The organism is Corynebacterium sp. c7Ub_26 (assembly GCF_053760365.1).
Genome location: NZ_JBSNBL010000002.1, coordinates 11270 through 28097, shown reverse-complemented (window position 1 = coordinate 28097; position 16828 = coordinate 11270). Strand labels below are relative to the sequence as shown.

Sequence of the window (16828 nt, the reverse complement as noted above, 5' to 3'; positions counted from 1 at the left end):
GTCGTGACTGGCCGGGATTGGCATCTAGTCCACTACACCTGATTGGGTGCCAAAATAAAGCGTCTCCTTGCCGTGGGGTTTCTTCGTTATAAGATCGACGCATGCTCCCCACTGGATTGTTTCGTAGTACCCGCCGACGTTTGTATGGTGCTGTTTTAGCAGCATCGATGGTGTGTGTGCCGGCTTTGCAAGCGCCACAATCGTCGCCCCATGCGTCAGCTGCTCCAGCGGGGCAAGCGTGTGCCCCTTTTGCGAATGCGGCTGTGAAGTGTTCTGTTCATTCCGCCGCGATGAACCGAGACATTTCCGTAGTCATCCGGCCCTCGCATACTGCCAATAACCCACGTGTGGTCCAGTTCCTGGGTGGAATGGGCATTAAAAATGACACGAACGAGTGGCTGACCGAAGGGCACGCTTTAGAGCACATGGACTCGGCGGATGCCACCTTGGTATTCCCGGCGGGGGACTCGGCAAGCCTCTATACCGACTGGGATCATCCCACTGCTGATGGCAGGGTATTCAAATATAAGACTTTTCTTTCTGAAGAATTACCCGCATATCTTGCCACCAATTTCGGGGTTCCAGGTGGGGGAGCCGGGCATACTCTAGTCACCGGCATCTCGGCGGGAGCCTGGGGTGCGTTGAGCTTGGCAGCTCAACGCCCCGATTTTTACCGGAGCGTTCTCGCCATGTCCGGTTTCTACGATTCCAGGATGCCCGACCAGTGGTTAACCACAGATCTCCAACCTCTCCTGACGGAGGGCGTCAACACGGTGCCCTGGTTCAATCTGGCTAATCGACGGGCGGCTAATCCATCGGAGAATCTACAGAATTTGACGATGCCTATCATCGTCACGTCGGCTTCAGGTGTGATCAATCCTCTTGCCGATTACGGCGATAACCTGGTCGGCGCCGTCACTGAAGGTATCCCCATGGAAGCCGGGGCGACCGTCCAAACCGCGGAATTCGTCGCCCAAGCCCGCGCAGCAGGGGTCAATATTGACTACCGTCTGAATCCTATAGGCGTTCACGGTTGGGACACCTGGTCACGGATGACCTGGGATCAAGGTGCGATGAATCAAGCGCTTTCGAACATCGGCTGACCCGAGTACACAACGGTGAGCCCCTGGGTCGCCCGTGTGGCAGCAACATAGAGATCCTGAAATCCCTGGACCGCTGTATATGCAATATCTTCAGGTTCGATGATGATTACTTCGTCAAATTCCAACCCTTTCGTTTCCGACGGATCCAAGATACTCACTGATTGATCCAGGTCTGATTGGTGTACAGCCTGGTCAATGCAGGATTGAAGATCAGGGTTGTTTGCCGCAGTGACAATCGCAATCGTACGATCTGATGATATGGCTCCTGCAACATCAGAAATGACATGTTGCAGTTTGTCGACAACAGGGGTTCGAACGCGACCGTGATCCGAATCAGTCAACTCATGGTGCGCGCTTTCAGCATTAGTGGCACGGCACGATTCGAGTTCGGGTACATACACCATCGTGGGCCGTCGGCCATTCGAACGAATAGCAGTATCGGAGGACATACCAGGCGCCACATGATGGCGTATGTGGTCAACGACGTCGGTGATCTCTTTGGGAGTCCGGTAGTTAATCGTCAGTCGATGATGATGCCACCGCGACTGGACGAACGGCTCCAGCGTGTCCGACCATGATTCCACCCCAGCTGGGCTTCCTGTTTGCGCGGTGTCGCCTACCAAGGTCATCCAGTGGTTAGGGCATCGACGCATCACCATCCGCCACTCCATCGCGGAGAGCTCTTGCGCTTCATCAACGACGACGTGCCCATAGGACCACAGTCGGTCTTCCTGAGCACGCTCGGCCGTCGTCCGATCATCCCGGACACGTTGGCGTTCCGCCAGCGCAGCAGCATCGAGGATGTCGTAGGCCATGAGTATTTCGGGATCGAATTGATCATCAACGTCTTGGGACGCCGACCCAGCCAAAATATCGAGGGCGTCCTGCGCCTCAGCTATACGTTTGGATCGCTCGCGCTCTTCCTTCGCTCTCTGCTCGTCGATATCAGCAAGGCCAATAATCGTTGCGAGCTCATCCAAAAGAGCAGCATCTGAGGTGGAAAAGCTCCGCCCGTCCGCTCTGCGGAGAGCCTCACGCGTGAGATCGTCATAATCATTGGTCGCTTGTTGCAGCGCGCTCTCGTCACTGAAGAGGGTTGCAAGCACGTCGATCGGATCCAGCTCGGGCCACAGACTATCCATCAATTCTATGACTGCAGTCTCCTCTTCCAAGTCTTCCCGCAGCGCAACCCGGTCGCCGGCATCGAGGAGATTGTTCCCGCCTAACGGGTCTTCGCCAATTTGATCGGCGAAGGCGTCGGCAAGAAGGTCTAGGAATTTGTCTTGAAAAATACCGCGAGCCTGGTTGTGCGCTCTTCGCGAACGACGAGCCCGTGTTCGCGCAGCTCGAACCATTGCGGGCGTGACGTCCAAGTGATGCCCATCCACACTTAACGACGTTGTTAGGTCTGGAACGAGCTGATAGTTCTTCACGGCATTAGTCAAGATCTCCACCATTTCAATGGATCCTTTGACTTCTCTACTGAGCTCAGAGTCAATTCGCGACGACGTTACTCCGGGGTAGAGATCCCCGATAGTCGACAGGACAACGCCACCTTCACCCAGCGTCGGAAGAACGCGGGAAATATAGTCGATAAATGTCCTATTGGGCCCGATGACTAACACGCCGGTGGGAGAGAGGACGTCTCGCCATGTGTACAGCAGATATGCGACACGGTGAAGGGCTACCGCCGTTTTCCCAGTTCCGGGGCCACCTTCCACAACCGTGACTCCACGGTAAGGATCACGGATGATGGTATCTTGCTCACGCTGAATTGTTGCGACGATGTCGGTCATATGCCCGGTGCGGGCGGCGTTGAGCGCTGAAAGCAGCGGGGATTCATCGCCAGCACCGCGTGGGGATGAATCCGTGTTAACGCCACCTGTGTCGAGTGCTTCAGCGTCGAGATACTCGTCGGTGACTCCCGTTACCGTGCGCCCGTTCGTCCGCAAGTGGCGTCGTAGGGCCACACCTTCCGGGTGTGCAGTCGTCGCCAAGTAATAAGGTCGTGCCCCCGGGGCGCGCCAATCCATGAGGAGAGTCCGATAATCGTCATCCTTATCGGACAACCCGATCCGCCCGATATAGCGTCGATCCAGCTCAGGGTTGTCAGGAGATGGGTTTTCCGGTTCCTCGCCATCGGTTTCGATAACATCGATACGGCCGAAACACAGGCCAATTTCGGCTGAGGACAGCATGGTAAGCCGATCATGCAACGTGCTATATGCCGTTTCTCGCTCGACGAGGCCACGAGGATCATGAGTACGCCGGCGTAGGACTGAACTCAGTTTCTCCTCAGAGAGTCGACGTTCACGATCGACATAGGTGAAGAGTGAGTCGAGAACACGCTGCTCATAGGCGATGGCGGATTGTTCAGAGTCGGTCGTGGGGGTTCCCACATTCTCTCCAATAAACGTAGGGGTCTTTCGAAGTAATCATTCGTGACGGATTTACCCCATGGGCGTGAGAACTGTTCGCCCACGGGGTGGGTTGCGTTGATCACCACCCACGCTCACGCCATTCGGCGAGATGAGGATATTCGGCACCCAGTGTCGTATCGTCCCCATGACCCGGGTGGATACAGGTTGACCCATCATACACATCGAAGAGCTTGTGGGTGACGTCGTCTAATAAACGGTTAAAGGCTTCCGGTGATGACGTTTTTCCGACCCCGCCGGGGAAAAGGGAATCGCCAGTGAAAACGTGAACGGGCGCTTCAATGCCGAGTGAGGATTGCGGGTCAAAGGCTATGGCCAGGCCCTCACGCGTGTGGCCATGGAGAGTAATGCCGGACAAGTGAAGACCAGCTAGCTTCTCACTGGCAAGGTCGAACCTTTCTCCATCCTTGACGACGCGGTCAGCATCGGAAGGTAAATCAGATGCATCCCCGGCGGACGCATGATGTCGTGCCCCAGTCTGCTGGAGAACCTCTTGGAGGGCTCCGACGTGATCATAGTGTGAATGTGTAGTGATAACGTCCGTTATCTTCACACCCGCGGCATCGGCGAGATCAAGGAGAAAAGGCGCGTCAGTTGGCGCATCAATGAGGACCGCATCCTTATTCAGTGCCAGAAGATAGCAGGAATTGTCCATGGATCCGACGGAGGTTTTGATAACGGATACGACGCTTGCCTCGGATGAGGTGGGCTGTCCATCGCGGGTTTGAGGTGGGGCCTCATAGACCAATCGTTGAGCTTGCCGAGGGCCGTCAATATGCCCTGTGTACGAGCCAAAAACTATATGTTCGTTGGTACGAGCTGCCGTGTTATTCGTGTCTGCGTGTGGCGTTTCCGAGTTTTCCGGAGTGTTGTTGGAAGTGCTCATGCGTCCACCCTAGGTCTTTTTCGTGACGTTGTGTGCGGGGTGGCCTGCACAGGTCGTAGAATAGCGCGGTATTCGTTTCACAAACCATTAATGAGCGGTATAAGAAGGGAAATCTGTGGCAGATCGACTGATCGTCCGGGGAGCCAGTGAACATAACTTAAAAGGTGTTGATATCGATTTACCTCGAGACGAACTCATCGTTTTCACGGGTTTATCCGGATCCGGTAAATCATCCCTTGCCTTCGATACGATTTTTGCTGAGGGGCAGCGTCGTTATGTCGAGTCATTGAGCTCTTATGCCCGTCAGTTCCTTGGCCAGATGGGGAAACCGGCGGTCGATTTTATTGAGGGACTCTCACCGGCTGTTTCCATTGACCAGAAGTCAACGAACCATAATCCGCGTTCAACGGTGGGGACGATCACCGAAGTTTATGATTACCTCCGGCTTCTCTATGCGCGCATCGGCATCCCGCACTGCCCGACCTGTGGTGCGGTTATTGAGCGCCAGACGCCGCAACAAATTGTTGACCAGATTATGGATATGGAGCAAGGACTCCGATTCCAAATCTTGGCTCCGGTTGTGCGGACACGAAAAGGGGAGTTTGTTGACTTATTCGAGAACCTTTCAGCACAGGGATATGTTCGTGTCCGTGTAGATGGAACGACTTATCACATTTCCGATGTCCCTAAATTGGAAAAACAGGTCAAACATAATATCGAAGTTGTTATTGACCGTCTGTCAGTGAAGCCGACTCAGAAGCAGCGGTTAACTGATTCTGTCGAAACCGCATTGAATCTCGCTGATGGGGTAGTCATCTTTGATTTTGTCTCCTTAGATGATGATCATCCGTATCGTTTCCGACGTTTTAGTGAGAAAATGGCATGTCCAAATGGCCATCCACTAGCCATTGATGAACTGGAACCGAGAACGTTCTCGTTCAACTCGCCATACGGAGCTTGTCCCGAATGCGATGGGTTGGGGAGCAAGCTGACTGTTGATGAATCGTTAGTGATTCCTGACGATACGAAGCCACTGGTGGAAGCGATCGCGCCGTGGGTGAGTAACCATTCAACGTTCTATTCAAAAATGGTGGAGGCAATAGCCCAGCAGTTGGGGGTTTCTCCGAGCACGCCGTGGAAAGACCTTACTGCGTCTCAGAAGCGGACGATTATGCATGGATCGAATCATCAGATTTCCATTCGTTATCGCAATGCTTATCGGAGGGTAAGGAAATATAGCGCGCCGTTTGAAGGGGTCATGCCATTCCTTCATCGGCGGATAGACCAGGCAGAGTCTGATTCGCAAAAGCAGCGGTTCACGGCATATATGCGTGAGGTGCCTTGTCCGAAGTGCCATGGAGCTCGTTTAAAGCCGGAGGTCCTCTCGGTCAAGATTGCCGGAGATTCTTCGGATGGTACCAATCAGGAGCTATCCATCGCGGAGCTTAGTGATTTATCTATCTCTGACGCTTCGGTGTTCTTAAATTCGTTAACGCTCTCCTCCCGTGAGGAAATGATTTCCGGCCGAGTACTCAAGGAAGTGCAGGCGCGACTGACTTTCCTTCTCGACGTCGGACTTGAGTATCTCTCACTATCTCGTTCGGCTGGAACCCTTTCAGGCGGAGAAGCTCAACGTATTCGCTTAGCGACACAGATCGGCTCAGGTCTGGCGGGCGTCCTCTACGTTCTTGACGAGCCTTCGATTGGCCTCCATCAGCGCGATAATCAACGATTGATCGCCACTCTGGAACAGCTTCGCGATCTTGGAAATACTCTCATCGTTGTCGAGCACGATGAAGAAACAATTCGAACAGCGGATTGGCTGGTCGATATTGGTCCTCGTGCTGGTGAATATGGTGGGGAAGTGGTCTATCAGGGCCGACCGGATGGCATCGAGAAGTGTAAGAACTCGTTAACCGCTGACTATTTATCCCGTCGGCGGGTGTTGGCCGTCCCGGACAAGCGCCGAGAACTTGATAAAGACCGTCACATCACAGTCATTGAGGCTAAGGAAAATAATCTAAAAAACATCGATGTGTCTTTCCCACTCGGTGTTTTAACCGTCGTCACTGGGGTATCGGGGTCAGGTAAGTCGTCCTTGGTGAATGGTGTTCTCGCATCGACACTGCAGAGAGATTTGAATGGTGCCCGCGTCGTTCCAGGCCGTCACCGTCGGATTGAGGGGTTGGATCAGCTGGACAAGTTGGTGCAGGTTGATCAGAGTCCGATTGGCCGGACACCGCGGTCAAATCCTGCGACATATACAGGAGTTTTTGACAAGATTCGTAATCTTTTCGCCGAAACACAAGAGGCAAAAGTGCGCGGCTATAAAGCCGGTCGCTTTTCATTCAATGTTAAAGGCGGACGGTGCGAAGCATGTCGAGGCGACGGGACAATCAAGATTGAAATGAATTTCCTCCCCGACGTGTATGTTCCGTGTGAAGTCTGTCATGGCGCGCGGTATAACCGGGAAACTCTTGAGGTCAAATATAAGGGCAAAAACATTGCCGAAGTCCTCGACATGCCCATTTCTGAGGCTGCCGACTTCTTTGAACCGATCACCTCTATCCACCGGTATCTCGCGACTCTTGTCGACGTCGGTTTGGGCTATGTCCGTTTGGGACAGTCGGCAACGACGTTGTCCGGTGGTGAAGCTCAGCGCGTTAAATTAGCTTCCGAACTGCAAAAACGCTCTCGTGGGCGGACGGTTTATATCCTTGATGAGCCAACGACCGGGTTGCATTTTGAAGATATTCGGAAGCTTATGCTCGTGATTCAAGGTCTCGTCGACAAAGGGAACTCCGTTATCGTTATCGAACACAACCTAGATGTCATCAAGATGGCGGATTGGGTCATCGATATGGGGCCAGAGGGCGGTGCCGGCGGTGGACGTGTCGTTGATCAGGGGACGCCTGAAGATCTCGTGGAGCGTCGGGAAGAAACCGGTTCCTATACCGCGAAGTATTTGGCCGATATGCTCCCTGGAAACAGTAATTAATTAGAGCTACGGCCGAGCTACAGACCGGTCGGTCTAAATGATTGGGATCGGGGTTTCTATACTCGATCCCATGAAATTGTTGACACACATCACTGAGGCAGTTGGTGATACGCCCCTAGTGCAGTTGCAGTCTGTTGTTCCGGATGGAGCAGGCTTAGTTGCTGCCAAAATTGAATACCTTAACCCGGGCGGAAGTTCTAAGGACCGCATAGCGAAAAAGATTATCGATGCTGCGGAGAAAGAGGGAAAACTCAAGCCCGGCGGAACCATTATTGAACCGACGTCGGGAAATACCGGAGTCGGTTTAGCCATGGTTGCCCAAGAGCGCGGATATCAGTGCATCTTTGTTTGCCCCGACAAAGTGGGAAAAGACAAAATTGATGTCCTTCGTGCCTACGGTGCTGAAGTCGTCGTCTGCCCGACGGCCGTAGAGCCCGATAGTCCTGACTCGTAATTATTCGGTGTCAGATCGTCTCGTTTCCGAAACACCTGGAGCCTTTAAACCCGATCAGTATTCCAACTCCAATGGGCCGGCTAGCCATTATGAATCCACCGGGCCAGAGATTTGGCGGGACACTGACGGGAAAATTACTCACTTCGTAGCGGGAGTGGGCACCGGTGGAACAATTACGGGCACGGGTCGTTTCCTCAAAGAGGTTTCGGACGGAGCAGTCAAAGTCATTGGTGCTGATCCCGAGGGCTCGGTTTATTCGGGTGGTTCCGGACGCCCGTATCTCATCGAAGGAGTCGGTGAGGATATGTGGCCCGACGCCTACGACCGCAACCTCCCCGATGAGATCATTTCCGTGACCGATGCTGAAGCCTTTGCGATGACGCGTCGCCTAGCAAGGGAAGAAGGACTATTAGTCGGTGGATCGTCGGGAATGGCCGTTGTTGCCGCAATAAAGGTTGCTCAACGGGATCCGGACGCCAAAATTGTTGTTCTTTTGCCTGACGGTGGCCGGGGATACTTAGGCAAGATTTTCAATGACGAGTGGATGCTTTCGTATGGTTTTGATACCGGACGCCCCCGTGAACAAGAAGAGCCGACGATAGCCGACATCCTTCGTCGTAAGAATGATTCAGCCTCGTTGCTTCCCGCTTTCGTTCATACTCACCCGAATGAGACCATCCGTGATGCCATCAATATTTTCCGGGAATTCAACGTATCGCAGATGCCAGTCCTAGGGGCCGAACCTCCGATTGTCGTGGGGGAAATTCGTGGCGCTGTCACTGAAAGAGGCCTGCTACGAGCTGTGTACGAGGATGGTCATTCGTTGTCGGATTCGGTGTCGTCCGTGATGGAGGACGCCATGCCCCTCGTCGGCGATCAAGAGAGAGCATCTGAAGCTATCAAGCAACTAGAAAGTGTGGATTCACTGATGGTTCTCGCTGATGGTGTTCCGGTTGGAGTGGTAACTCGTCAAGATCTGCTTGGTTTCGCCAAAAAGTAAAGCATACAAAGAGCGAAGCCAAGTGGGAATAAAACCAATACGTTCTGAAGAAAGGAAAACATGAGTGACATAGATAAGGGAGAGACTCGAGACCGAGGATTGGAGACATCTGCCGTTCACGCAGGGTGGACGCCGGAAGCCGCAACTGGAGCAGTTAACCCACCTATTTATGCAACGTCTACCTATGCCCAAGACGGAGTCGGTGGACTGCGCGGCGGTTACGAGTACTCCAGGACGGGAAACCCAACCCGCACTGTATTAGAAAAAGCAATCGCTGAGCTAGAGCGGGGCAAGTATGGGCGTGCCTTTGGCTCCGGAATGGCGGCTAGTGATGCAGTTTTGCGGGCTATGCTCAAACCCGGCGACCACATCATCATCCCCAATGACGCATACGGCGGAACATTCCGCCTCATTGACAAGATTTTTGCGAAGTGGGGGATCGATTACACACCAGTGGCAATTAACGATCTCGATGAGGTGCAATCCGCGCTTACTGATCGGACGCGGCTGGTATGGGCTGAGTCCCCAACCAATCCACTGCTGACCATTGCGGATATCCCTGCTCTGGCTAAAGTCGCGCACAGCGTGAACGCTCGGTTGGTGGTTGACAATACGTTTGCTACTCCGGCTTTGCAGCAACCGTTATCCCTCGGCGCAGATATCGTCGTCCATTCGACCACGAAATACATTGGTGGGCACTCCGATGTGGTCGGCGGGGCAGTACTGACATCTGATCAAGCCGTCGATGATGAGGTCGCTTTCCTGCAGAATTCAGCCGGTGCGATTGCTGGGCCCTTCGATTCATTCCTTACACTGCGCGGGTTGAGGAGCCTGCCGGTCAGGATGGAGCGACACAGCGCGAATGCCCAGGCTATAGCTGATCATTTAGCTGATCACCCAGCGGTTAAAGAGGTCATTTATCCAGGGTTGGAGAGCCATCCCGGGCACGCGGTCGCCGCTGCTCAAATGTCTCACTTCGGCGGCATGGTCTCTCTTCGACTCGCTGACCACGATGCGGCACAGCGTCTATGCAAGAACACATCGGTCTTTACACTCGCCGAATCGCTTGGCGGCGTCGAATCACTGATCGAGCATCCGGCAGCCATGACTCACGCGTCGACAGCGGGATCAGTGCTGGAAGTTCCTGATGATTTAGTTCGACTTTCGGTTGGCCTAGAATCTGCCGAAGACCTTATCGCCGACCTATTGCAGGCACTTGACTAGTTACCACACCTGGCCGGTAGCACACCTTCAATCGACGCATCCCTGGAACGATTAGCTAAAGATTTGGTAGTAGTCCACGACCCTGCTATCCTGATCAACACGACCGTCCGACGTGGTGGAAATCCACGCGGGCTGCAAGCGGAGGATGCTCCCACCACGTGACCGCCAAAAGGTTGGACTCTGGTAGAAGGTTACCGATAAGTTCTGGCTTACGCTCAGAACTTATGTGTTGGGCCTTGGTGGCATCCCCGTCTTACAGAGTGAATCTGTAAAGCGGGGATTCTTTTATGGCGCAGCAAAGGAACCTACTCCTCAGGTGTTGGCACTCGTGCATTATGCGCATTCGTGAAAATGCCTGTAAGTCCGGTTCAAAGGTTTATCCAGCGCTTGTAGCACGTCAGTGCGGCCAGACCAGTCAATGTTCATCCCTATTGAGGAGTCTCACATCAGCGCTGAAGCTCGCATTAATGAGCGAATTCGTGTCCCCGAAGTTCGACTCGTTGGTCCTAGTGGCGAACAGGTTGGAATCGTGCGTACCGACGATGCTCGCAAGCTCGCCTATGACGCCGATCTTGATCTTGTCGAGGTTGCGCCACGTGCAAAACCACCTGTGGCCAAGATCATGGATTACGGCAAGTACAAGTACGAGCAGGCACAAAAGGCTCGCGAATCTCGCCGCAACCAGCAGCAGACCGTCGTCAAGGAACAAAAGTTCCGGCCCAAGATCGACGATCATGATTATGAGACTAAGAAGGGCAATGTTGTCCGGTTCTTGGAGAAAGGCTCCAAGGTGAAGGTCACAATCATGTTCCGTGGTCGCGAGCAGTCTCGTCCGGAATTAGGCTTCCGGTTGCTCGAGCGCTTGGCTGATGACGTCGCCGATGCCGGCGTCGTTGAATCTCGGCCTAAGCAAGATGGTCGCAACATGACTATGGTTCTCGGTCCTGTGCGTCGCAAAGGTAAGAAGTAGTCCTTCTCACAACGACAGGGCAGTGCATGAGCTGCTGAGAGATTCCCTTGTGTTTCTTTCGGCGGGTGCTCTGCCCAGTGTGGCGTGAGCCGAGAAGTCGTAGATCGATTCACGACGATCTCGGCAGCGTGCAAGACCAACTCATTCAATTTGTGCAAAGGAAAATCGGCAGTGAAGCAGAAGACCCACAGCGGAATTAAGAAGCGCATCAAGAAGACGGGCTCCGGCAAACTCCGCCGCGAGCAGGCTAATCGCCGTCACCTTCTCGAGGGCAAGCCATCGACCCGCACCCGTCGTTTGAAGGGCGATACTTCCGTTTCCCGTAACGACACCAAGCGCGTTAAGCGGCTCCTGGGCGAGGGCTAGAAATCACCCGCTCGATAACACCCCCGACTAGATAGAAGGAAGTAACACTGTGGCTCGTGTGAAGCGTTCAGTTAATGCTAAGAAGAAGCGTCGCGAGGTCCTGAAGTCCGCCAAGGGCTACCGCGGACAGCGTTCCCGCCTGTACCGTAAGGCTAAGGAGCAGATGCTCCACTCGAAGACTTACGAGTTCCGGGATCGTCGTGCGAAGAAAAGCGATTTCCGCAAACTGTGGATCACTCGTATTAATGCAGCGGCCCGCCAGAACGACATGACCTACAACCGCCTCATCCAGGGTCTCCGCCTTGCTGGCGTGGACATTGATCGCAAGAACCTCGCTGATCTCGCAGTCTCGGATGAGCAGGCATTCTCCGCATTGTGTGCGGCTGCTAAAGACGCTTTGCCCGAGGATGTTAACGCCCCGGCGAAGTAGTTTTTAACTTCCCTCGGCTCCACACCATCGGCGTGTGTCATCGCACTTCCTGTGATGGTCACTGCTAGTACATTGTGGGGCGGGGTATGTTTTTCGTCGCTCCATTGAGAGCGACGTTTTCTTTATATTGAGTGAAGTCGGGTCAACCACAAGATTTTTGGTTTCCTGAGAGAATTTTCGGCTCGATGCACCGCCCATAGCGGGCCGCCGTATTCACAAGTACTGAAAAGAATTGCTGAGTGATGTGCGATCACGTGGATAACATTTCCGAAACCTCTACCGATTATCCCCATCATTGTCTAACCGATGATCGACCAGATCAGGTTTTTACGGTACGAACTCCGAGGATTATCGCAGCCCGGAAGCTACTTAAATCGGCTGGCCGACGTAAAGAAAAGGAGTTTCTTGTCGAGGGCCTCAATGGGGTAGAGGGGGCTTTATCGGCGGGGGTCGCCAAAGAAGTGTTTGTGGCCGATAGTGCCTGGGACAAGTTTTCCACGTTACGAGAGTTGGCGCGCGAAAAACGTATTCCGGTGAGCGTAATCGATGATAAAGCTGCCTCAGCCTTGTCTGAGACAGTAAGCCATAGCGGAGTATTCGCCACGTGCCAATTACTCTCCACATCAGTGGAATCATGTATCAACCGCGCGCGATCTGGGCGTGGCCTCGTCGCCGTCGGAATTGATATGTCTGATCCGGGTAACGCTGGGACGTTTATCCGAACGGCTGATGCCGTTGGTGCGGACTGCGTTGTGTTCCTGGGAAATTCGGTTGACATTCATAATGGCAAGACGGTGAGATCGGCGGCAGGGTCGGTATTTCGCATACCGATCGGACGTGAGCGCGACATAACAAACTCCCTCGCCGATTTATCCTCAGCTGGATTTCAGATAGTAGGGACGACTATCGACGGTGAAACCTCCCTGGACGACGCTGCCGACGACGCTGCTCAATGGCGCATTCGGCGTGCGCAGAGAACAGAAGGCGTGGGGGGAACAGAAGATACGGGGGCATCGTCTAACCCTCCGATGATGGTTCGGCCCAGCGCGTGGCTTTTTGGCAACGAAGCCCACGGGCTGTCAACAGATGTCGCCGACTTTGCCGACATCAGGGTCCGCATTCCGATCAGAGGAAGCGCTGAGTCGTTTAACGTCGCTGGTGCTGCCGCGATTACCCTCTATGAGGCTTCACGCGCTCTTAGTTCGTCCCAAGGTATTGATAGACTCTGAATCAGATTATCGACGTACGTCACTAGTTACTCGTGAAAGGTTCCACCTCCGTGTCAGAAATTGATGTTTCCGAAGCATCACTAAATGCCGCCGCTGATGCTGCGATTAGTGCATTTGATCAAGCGACGACGCTGGACGATCTAGCACAAGCACGTAAGGAGCATCTCGGGGATTCCGCGCTCATCCCGCTAGCACGACGATCGCTAGGTTCCCTGCCGAAATCAGAACGAAAAGACGCCGGTCGGGCAGTGAACAAGGCTCGTGGGCGCGTCGAAAAGCGTTTTGCAGAACGCAAGGCTGTGCTTGAGGAAGAACGTAACCAGGCAGTACTTCGTTCCGAGCGCCTGGATGTCACGATCCCGTCAACGCGTCGGCCCGTCGGAGCGATGCATCCGATCACTCAAATTTCTGAGCACATTCAGGATATTTTCGTCGGCATGGGGTGGGAAATTGCCGACGGCCCCGAGGTTGAGGCTGAGTATTTCAATTTCGATGCATTGAATTTTGTGCCTGATCATCCTGCGCGGACGCTGCAGGATACATTCCACATTGCTCCGGAAGGCTCGGGCCAGGTACTTCGTACTCACACTAGCCCGGTGCAGATGCGGACCATGTTGTCCCGTGATTTGCCCATTTATATCGCGTGCCCTGGGCGGACATTCCGCACGGATGAATTGGACGCGACTCACACACCGGTCTTCCACCAGGTTGAAGGCCTAGCGGTGGATAAGGGCCTCACGATGGCGCATCTCCACGGAACGTTGGACCATTTAGCGAGGGTCTTGTTTGGGGAGAACACTAAGACGCGTTTCCGGACCAATTATTTCCCTTTCACTGAGCCTTCTGCGGAAGTCGACGTCTGGTTCCCTGAGAAAAAAGGTGGGGCAGGTTGGATTGAGTGGGGCGGTTGCGGAATGGTGAACCCCAACGTCCTGCGAGCTGCCGGTATAGATTCGGACGAATATTCAGGTTTTGCATTCGGCATGGGGCTAGAGCGGACATTGCAGTTTAGAAATAATCTTCCGGACATGCGTGACATGGTTGAAGGAGATATCAGGTTCACTAGGCCATTCGGGATTCGGGCATAGCCTCCGCATCACTATTTCGTCTGCTATTCATCTTTCTTCTTTAAGGAGTCTTCCATGTTCATGCCCCAACGTTGGATTACTGAAATCCTGGACTATGCAAATCCCGGCTGGTCAGTCACGCCAGAAGAGCTAGATTCTGCCTATGTTCGTGTTGGGTTTGAAACTGAGGGATACGAGACGATCCCCGAGACGACGGGTCCACTTGTCTTAGGCCGGGTGGAAAAAATTGAGGAGCTTGAGGTTTTTAAGAAACCTATTCGCTACTGTGATGTCAACGTTGGCAAAGCGAATGGTTCGGGCGAGCTCCAACACATTATTTGTGGGGCGCGAAACTTCGCCGAGGGAGACATCGTTGTAGTGGCCTTGCCTGGCACAGTTCTTCCTGGCGATTTTTCGATTAGTGCCCGCAAAACGTACGGCAAAATGTCTGAGGGAATGCTGTGCTCTGCGATGGAGCTGGGGCTTTCCCGGACTCAGAACAAAGGCATTATTACTCTGCCTGCAAAGGCAGGGCAGCCCGGCGACGATCCCCGTCCTTTCCTCAGGCTCTCCGACACTATTTTTGATGTCAACATCACCCCGGACCGTGGCTATGCCCTGTCGGCCCGTGGTCTAGCACGAGAAATTGCCTCCAGTTTTAACCTCACGTACGTCGATCCCGCTGACGAACCTGCAGCCGCGGAACTACGTGTCCAGGTGCCCGATGTGTCCGGGGACGCTATTCCGGTCGATGTTCGTAATACAACTGACGTCAAGCGTTTTGGAATCCGTGAGGTTCGTGGAATTGACCCGTCGGCGGCGACTCCATTTTGGATGGAACGCCAACTGATGCTGTGCGGCCAAAGGCCAGTGAATTTGCCGACCGACGTCACCAACTACGTCATGTTTCTGTATGGCCAGCCCATGCACGCATTCGACGCTGACAAGATCAAAGGTGGCTTGACTGTACGGGATGCGCAGCAAGGCGAAACGCTGACCACGTTGGACGGGGCCGAAAGGAATTTGGATCCTGAGGACCTCGTCATCGCGGACGAGACCGGAATTCAGTCAATGGCTGGTGTGATGGGCGGTTCTACGTCGGAAATCGGTGATTCGACGACGTCCGTCTACCTCGAAGCTGCGAGCTTTGATGCCATGACGATTGCGCGGACATCGCGGCGTCACAAACTCTCGTCTGAGGCTTCCCGACGCTTCGAACGTGGTGTCGATCCCGCATTGGTAGAAGTTGCTCTTGATACCGCGGCGGCGCTCATCGCTGGGATTGCCGGTGGGGAAATCGCGTCCGGACGGACCCTCATTGGCGACGTTCCCACTATGCCGACGATCCAGATGGACGACGACTATCCGTCACAGATGGCGGGCGTCGATTATCCGAGGGGGACTGCGGAGAAGCGCCTGAAGGAAATCGGATGTGCTGTGATTCAATCCGAGGAAGTCGAGGACGAAGCTCCGCTGCTCTCCGTTACTCCGCCGACCTGGCGTCCTGACCTCACGATGAAGGCCGACCTGGTCGAAGAAGTTTTGCGCCTGGAAGGCATTGAGGACATTCCATCTGTCGTTCCTCAGTCGCCGGCGGGTCGTGGGCTCACCCTTCGGCAACGGCGGCGCCGTGCAGTAGGACATGCCTTGGCATGGAGTGGATACACTGAGACTCTGCCCAGCCCCTTTATCGCAGATGACACCTTTGATGTCTGGGGTCTGGAGAAGAACGATCCACGCCGGAATGTCGTTAAGGTTCTTAACCCGCTGGAATCGGGGCACAGTTCACTGGGAACAACGCTGCTTCCGTCGTTGCTGGAGTCATTGAAACGCAATATCGACCGTGGTCAAGCCGATGTTTCTCTGTATGGTGTCGAGCAGGTTTCCTTTGATGAGGGCAATGGTCCATCACCCATGTTGGATGTGTCGGCCCGACCTAGCGAGTCTGAGGTTCACGCACTTATCCATTCGTTACCGAGTCAGCCATTGCATGTAGGCACTGTCTCGTCAGGATTGTGGACGAGCAATGGCCCATGGGGTGCAGGCCGTCCGGTGGACACGATGGATGCAATTGAGTCCGTACGCGTGGTCGGGCGTGCCGTGGGTATCAACTTCGAGTTTGTGAATGTGGAGCATCTACCCTGGCATCCGGGCCGTTGTGCTGGAGTTTTCTTGCAGGGATCTCCTAATTACGAGCCCGAAAGTGCAATTGGGTTCGCAGGGGAGCTTCATCCTCAGGTGTGCGAACGGTTGGGGATTCCGCCGAGGACTGTTGCCTCGGAACTTGACCTGGATGCTATCCCGTTCGTCCGTGAGGCAGTCTCTCCTCAGCTCTCTCCATTCCCGGCAGTGCTTCAGGATGTCGCGGTCGTCGTCGATAACTCGGTGCCTGCAGAGAAGCTGCGTCGATCCTTGATGACGGGTGCAGGGGAACTGCTGGAATCGATCGAACTATTCGACATTTACCGTTCCGAGGCATTGGGCGAGAACAAGGTTTCAATGACCTTTGCGCTGAAGTTTAGGGCGTCGGATCGGACTCTGACCGAAGAGGAGTGTAACGAGGCCCGGCAAGCGGCAGTGGCTCATGCCAATGAGGAATTAGGGGCTACCCTCCGTGGCTGAATAATTTGCACACGAGTGCATATATAAGTACTGTCTGTCAT

11 protein-coding genes and 1 pseudogene are annotated in these 16828 nt (G+C 54.1%); 10 read left to right on the top strand and 2 right to left on the bottom strand.

Annotated features, from left to right (window positions below):
- Nucleotides 1-101: 101 nt before the first annotated feature.
- Entirely contained in the window at nt 102-1103 is a 1002-nt protein-coding gene (locus tag ACWORE_RS03515) for an alpha/beta hydrolase (RefSeq protein ID WP_455302649.1), read from the top strand.
- Here the strand turns inward: ACWORE_RS03515 and ACWORE_RS03510 are convergent.
- A complete protein-coding gene (locus tag ACWORE_RS03510; RefSeq protein WP_455302648.1) occupies nt 1079-3502 on the bottom strand; it encodes a HelD family protein in 2424 nt (807 codons plus the stop codon). The two genes, ACWORE_RS03515 and ACWORE_RS03510, sit on opposite strands and share 25 nt — an antisense overlap.
- Nucleotides 3503-3602: 100 nt before the next feature.
- The gene (locus ACWORE_RS03505) at nt 3603-4196 is read right to left on the bottom strand and encodes an MBL fold metallo-hydrolase (protein ID WP_406606055.1); all 594 of its coding nucleotides are present in this window, start codon (nt 4194-4196) and stop codon (nt 3603-3605) included.
- Nucleotides 4197-4542: 346 nt separating this feature from the next.
- Here ACWORE_RS03505 and uvrA point away from each other — a divergent pair, with 346 nt between their 5' ends.
- The 9 genes and pseudogenes from uvrA (at nt 4543) to pheT (ending at nt 16787) form a co-directional block, all read left to right on the top strand.
- A complete protein-coding gene (gene uvrA / locus ACWORE_RS03500) occupies nt 4543-7425 on the top strand; it encodes an excinuclease ABC subunit UvrA (protein WP_455302647.1) in 2883 nt (960 codons plus the stop codon).
- 70 nt (nt 7426-7495) lie between these two features.
- Nucleotides 7496-8879: pseudogene (locus tag ACWORE_RS03495) on the top strand (cystathionine beta-synthase).
- Between the two features lie 60 nt (nt 8880-8939).
- On the top strand, nt 8940-10103 hold the full coding sequence (locus tag ACWORE_RS03490; RefSeq protein WP_455302645.1) for a cystathionine gamma-synthase: 1164 nt from the start codon (nt 8940-8942) through the stop codon (nt 10101-10103).
- Nucleotides 10104-10521: 418 nt separating this feature from the next.
- Nucleotides 10522-11073: a translation initiation factor IF-3 gene (gene infC / locus ACWORE_RS03485; RefSeq protein ID WP_012731471.1), complete on the top strand. Its 552-nt coding sequence runs from the start codon at nt 10522-10524 to the stop codon at nt 11071-11073.
- Between the two features lie 171 nt (nt 11074-11244).
- A complete protein-coding gene (gene rpmI, locus ACWORE_RS03480; RefSeq protein ID WP_046202952.1) occupies nt 11245-11439 on the top strand; it encodes a 50S ribosomal protein L35 in 195 nt (64 codons plus the stop codon).
- A 49-nt stretch (nt 11440-11488) separates the two neighbouring features.
- On the top strand, nt 11489-11869 hold the full coding sequence (gene rplT / locus ACWORE_RS03475) for a 50S ribosomal protein L20 (protein WP_406605935.1): 381 nt from the start codon (nt 11489-11491) through the stop codon (nt 11867-11869).
- Between the two features lie 254 nt (nt 11870-12123).
- Nucleotides 12124-13098 carry a TrmH family RNA methyltransferase gene (locus tag ACWORE_RS03470; protein WP_406605936.1) on the top strand — a complete coding sequence of 325 codons (975 nt, stop codon included), beginning with the start codon at nt 12124-12126 and terminating at the stop codon, nt 13096-13098.
- A gap of 50 nt (nt 13099-13148) precedes the next feature.
- Nucleotides 13149-14186 (top strand): phenylalanine--tRNA ligase subunit alpha, encoded by a 1038-nt coding sequence (gene pheS / locus ACWORE_RS03465; RefSeq protein WP_296138045.1) that lies wholly within the window; start codon nt 13149-13151, stop codon nt 14184-14186.
- A 54-nt stretch (nt 14187-14240) separates the two neighbouring features.
- A complete protein-coding gene (pheT, locus tag ACWORE_RS03460; RefSeq protein WP_455302643.1) occupies nt 14241-16787 on the top strand; it encodes a phenylalanine--tRNA ligase subunit beta in 2547 nt (848 codons plus the stop codon).
- Nucleotides 16788-16828: the final 41 nt, after the last annotated feature.

Coding starts and splice junctions, on each gene's coding strand:
- ACWORE_RS03515 (WP_455302649.1), top strand. CDS start 102: ATGCTCCCCACTGGATTGTTTCGTAGTACCCGCCGACGTTTGTATGGT.
- ACWORE_RS03505 (WP_406606055.1), bottom strand. CDS start 4,196: ATGGACAATTCCTGCTATCTTCTGGCACTGAATAAGGATGCGGTCCTC.
- ACWORE_RS03490 (WP_455302645.1), top strand. CDS start 8,940: ATGAGTGACATAGATAAGGGAGAGACTCGAGACCGAGGATTGGAGACA.
- infC (WP_012731471.1), top strand. CDS start 10,522: ATGTTCATCCCTATTGAGGAGTCTCACATCAGCGCTGAAGCTCGCATT.
- pheT (WP_455302643.1), top strand. CDS start 14,241: ATGTTCATGCCCCAACGTTGGATTACTGAAATCCTGGACTATGCAAAT.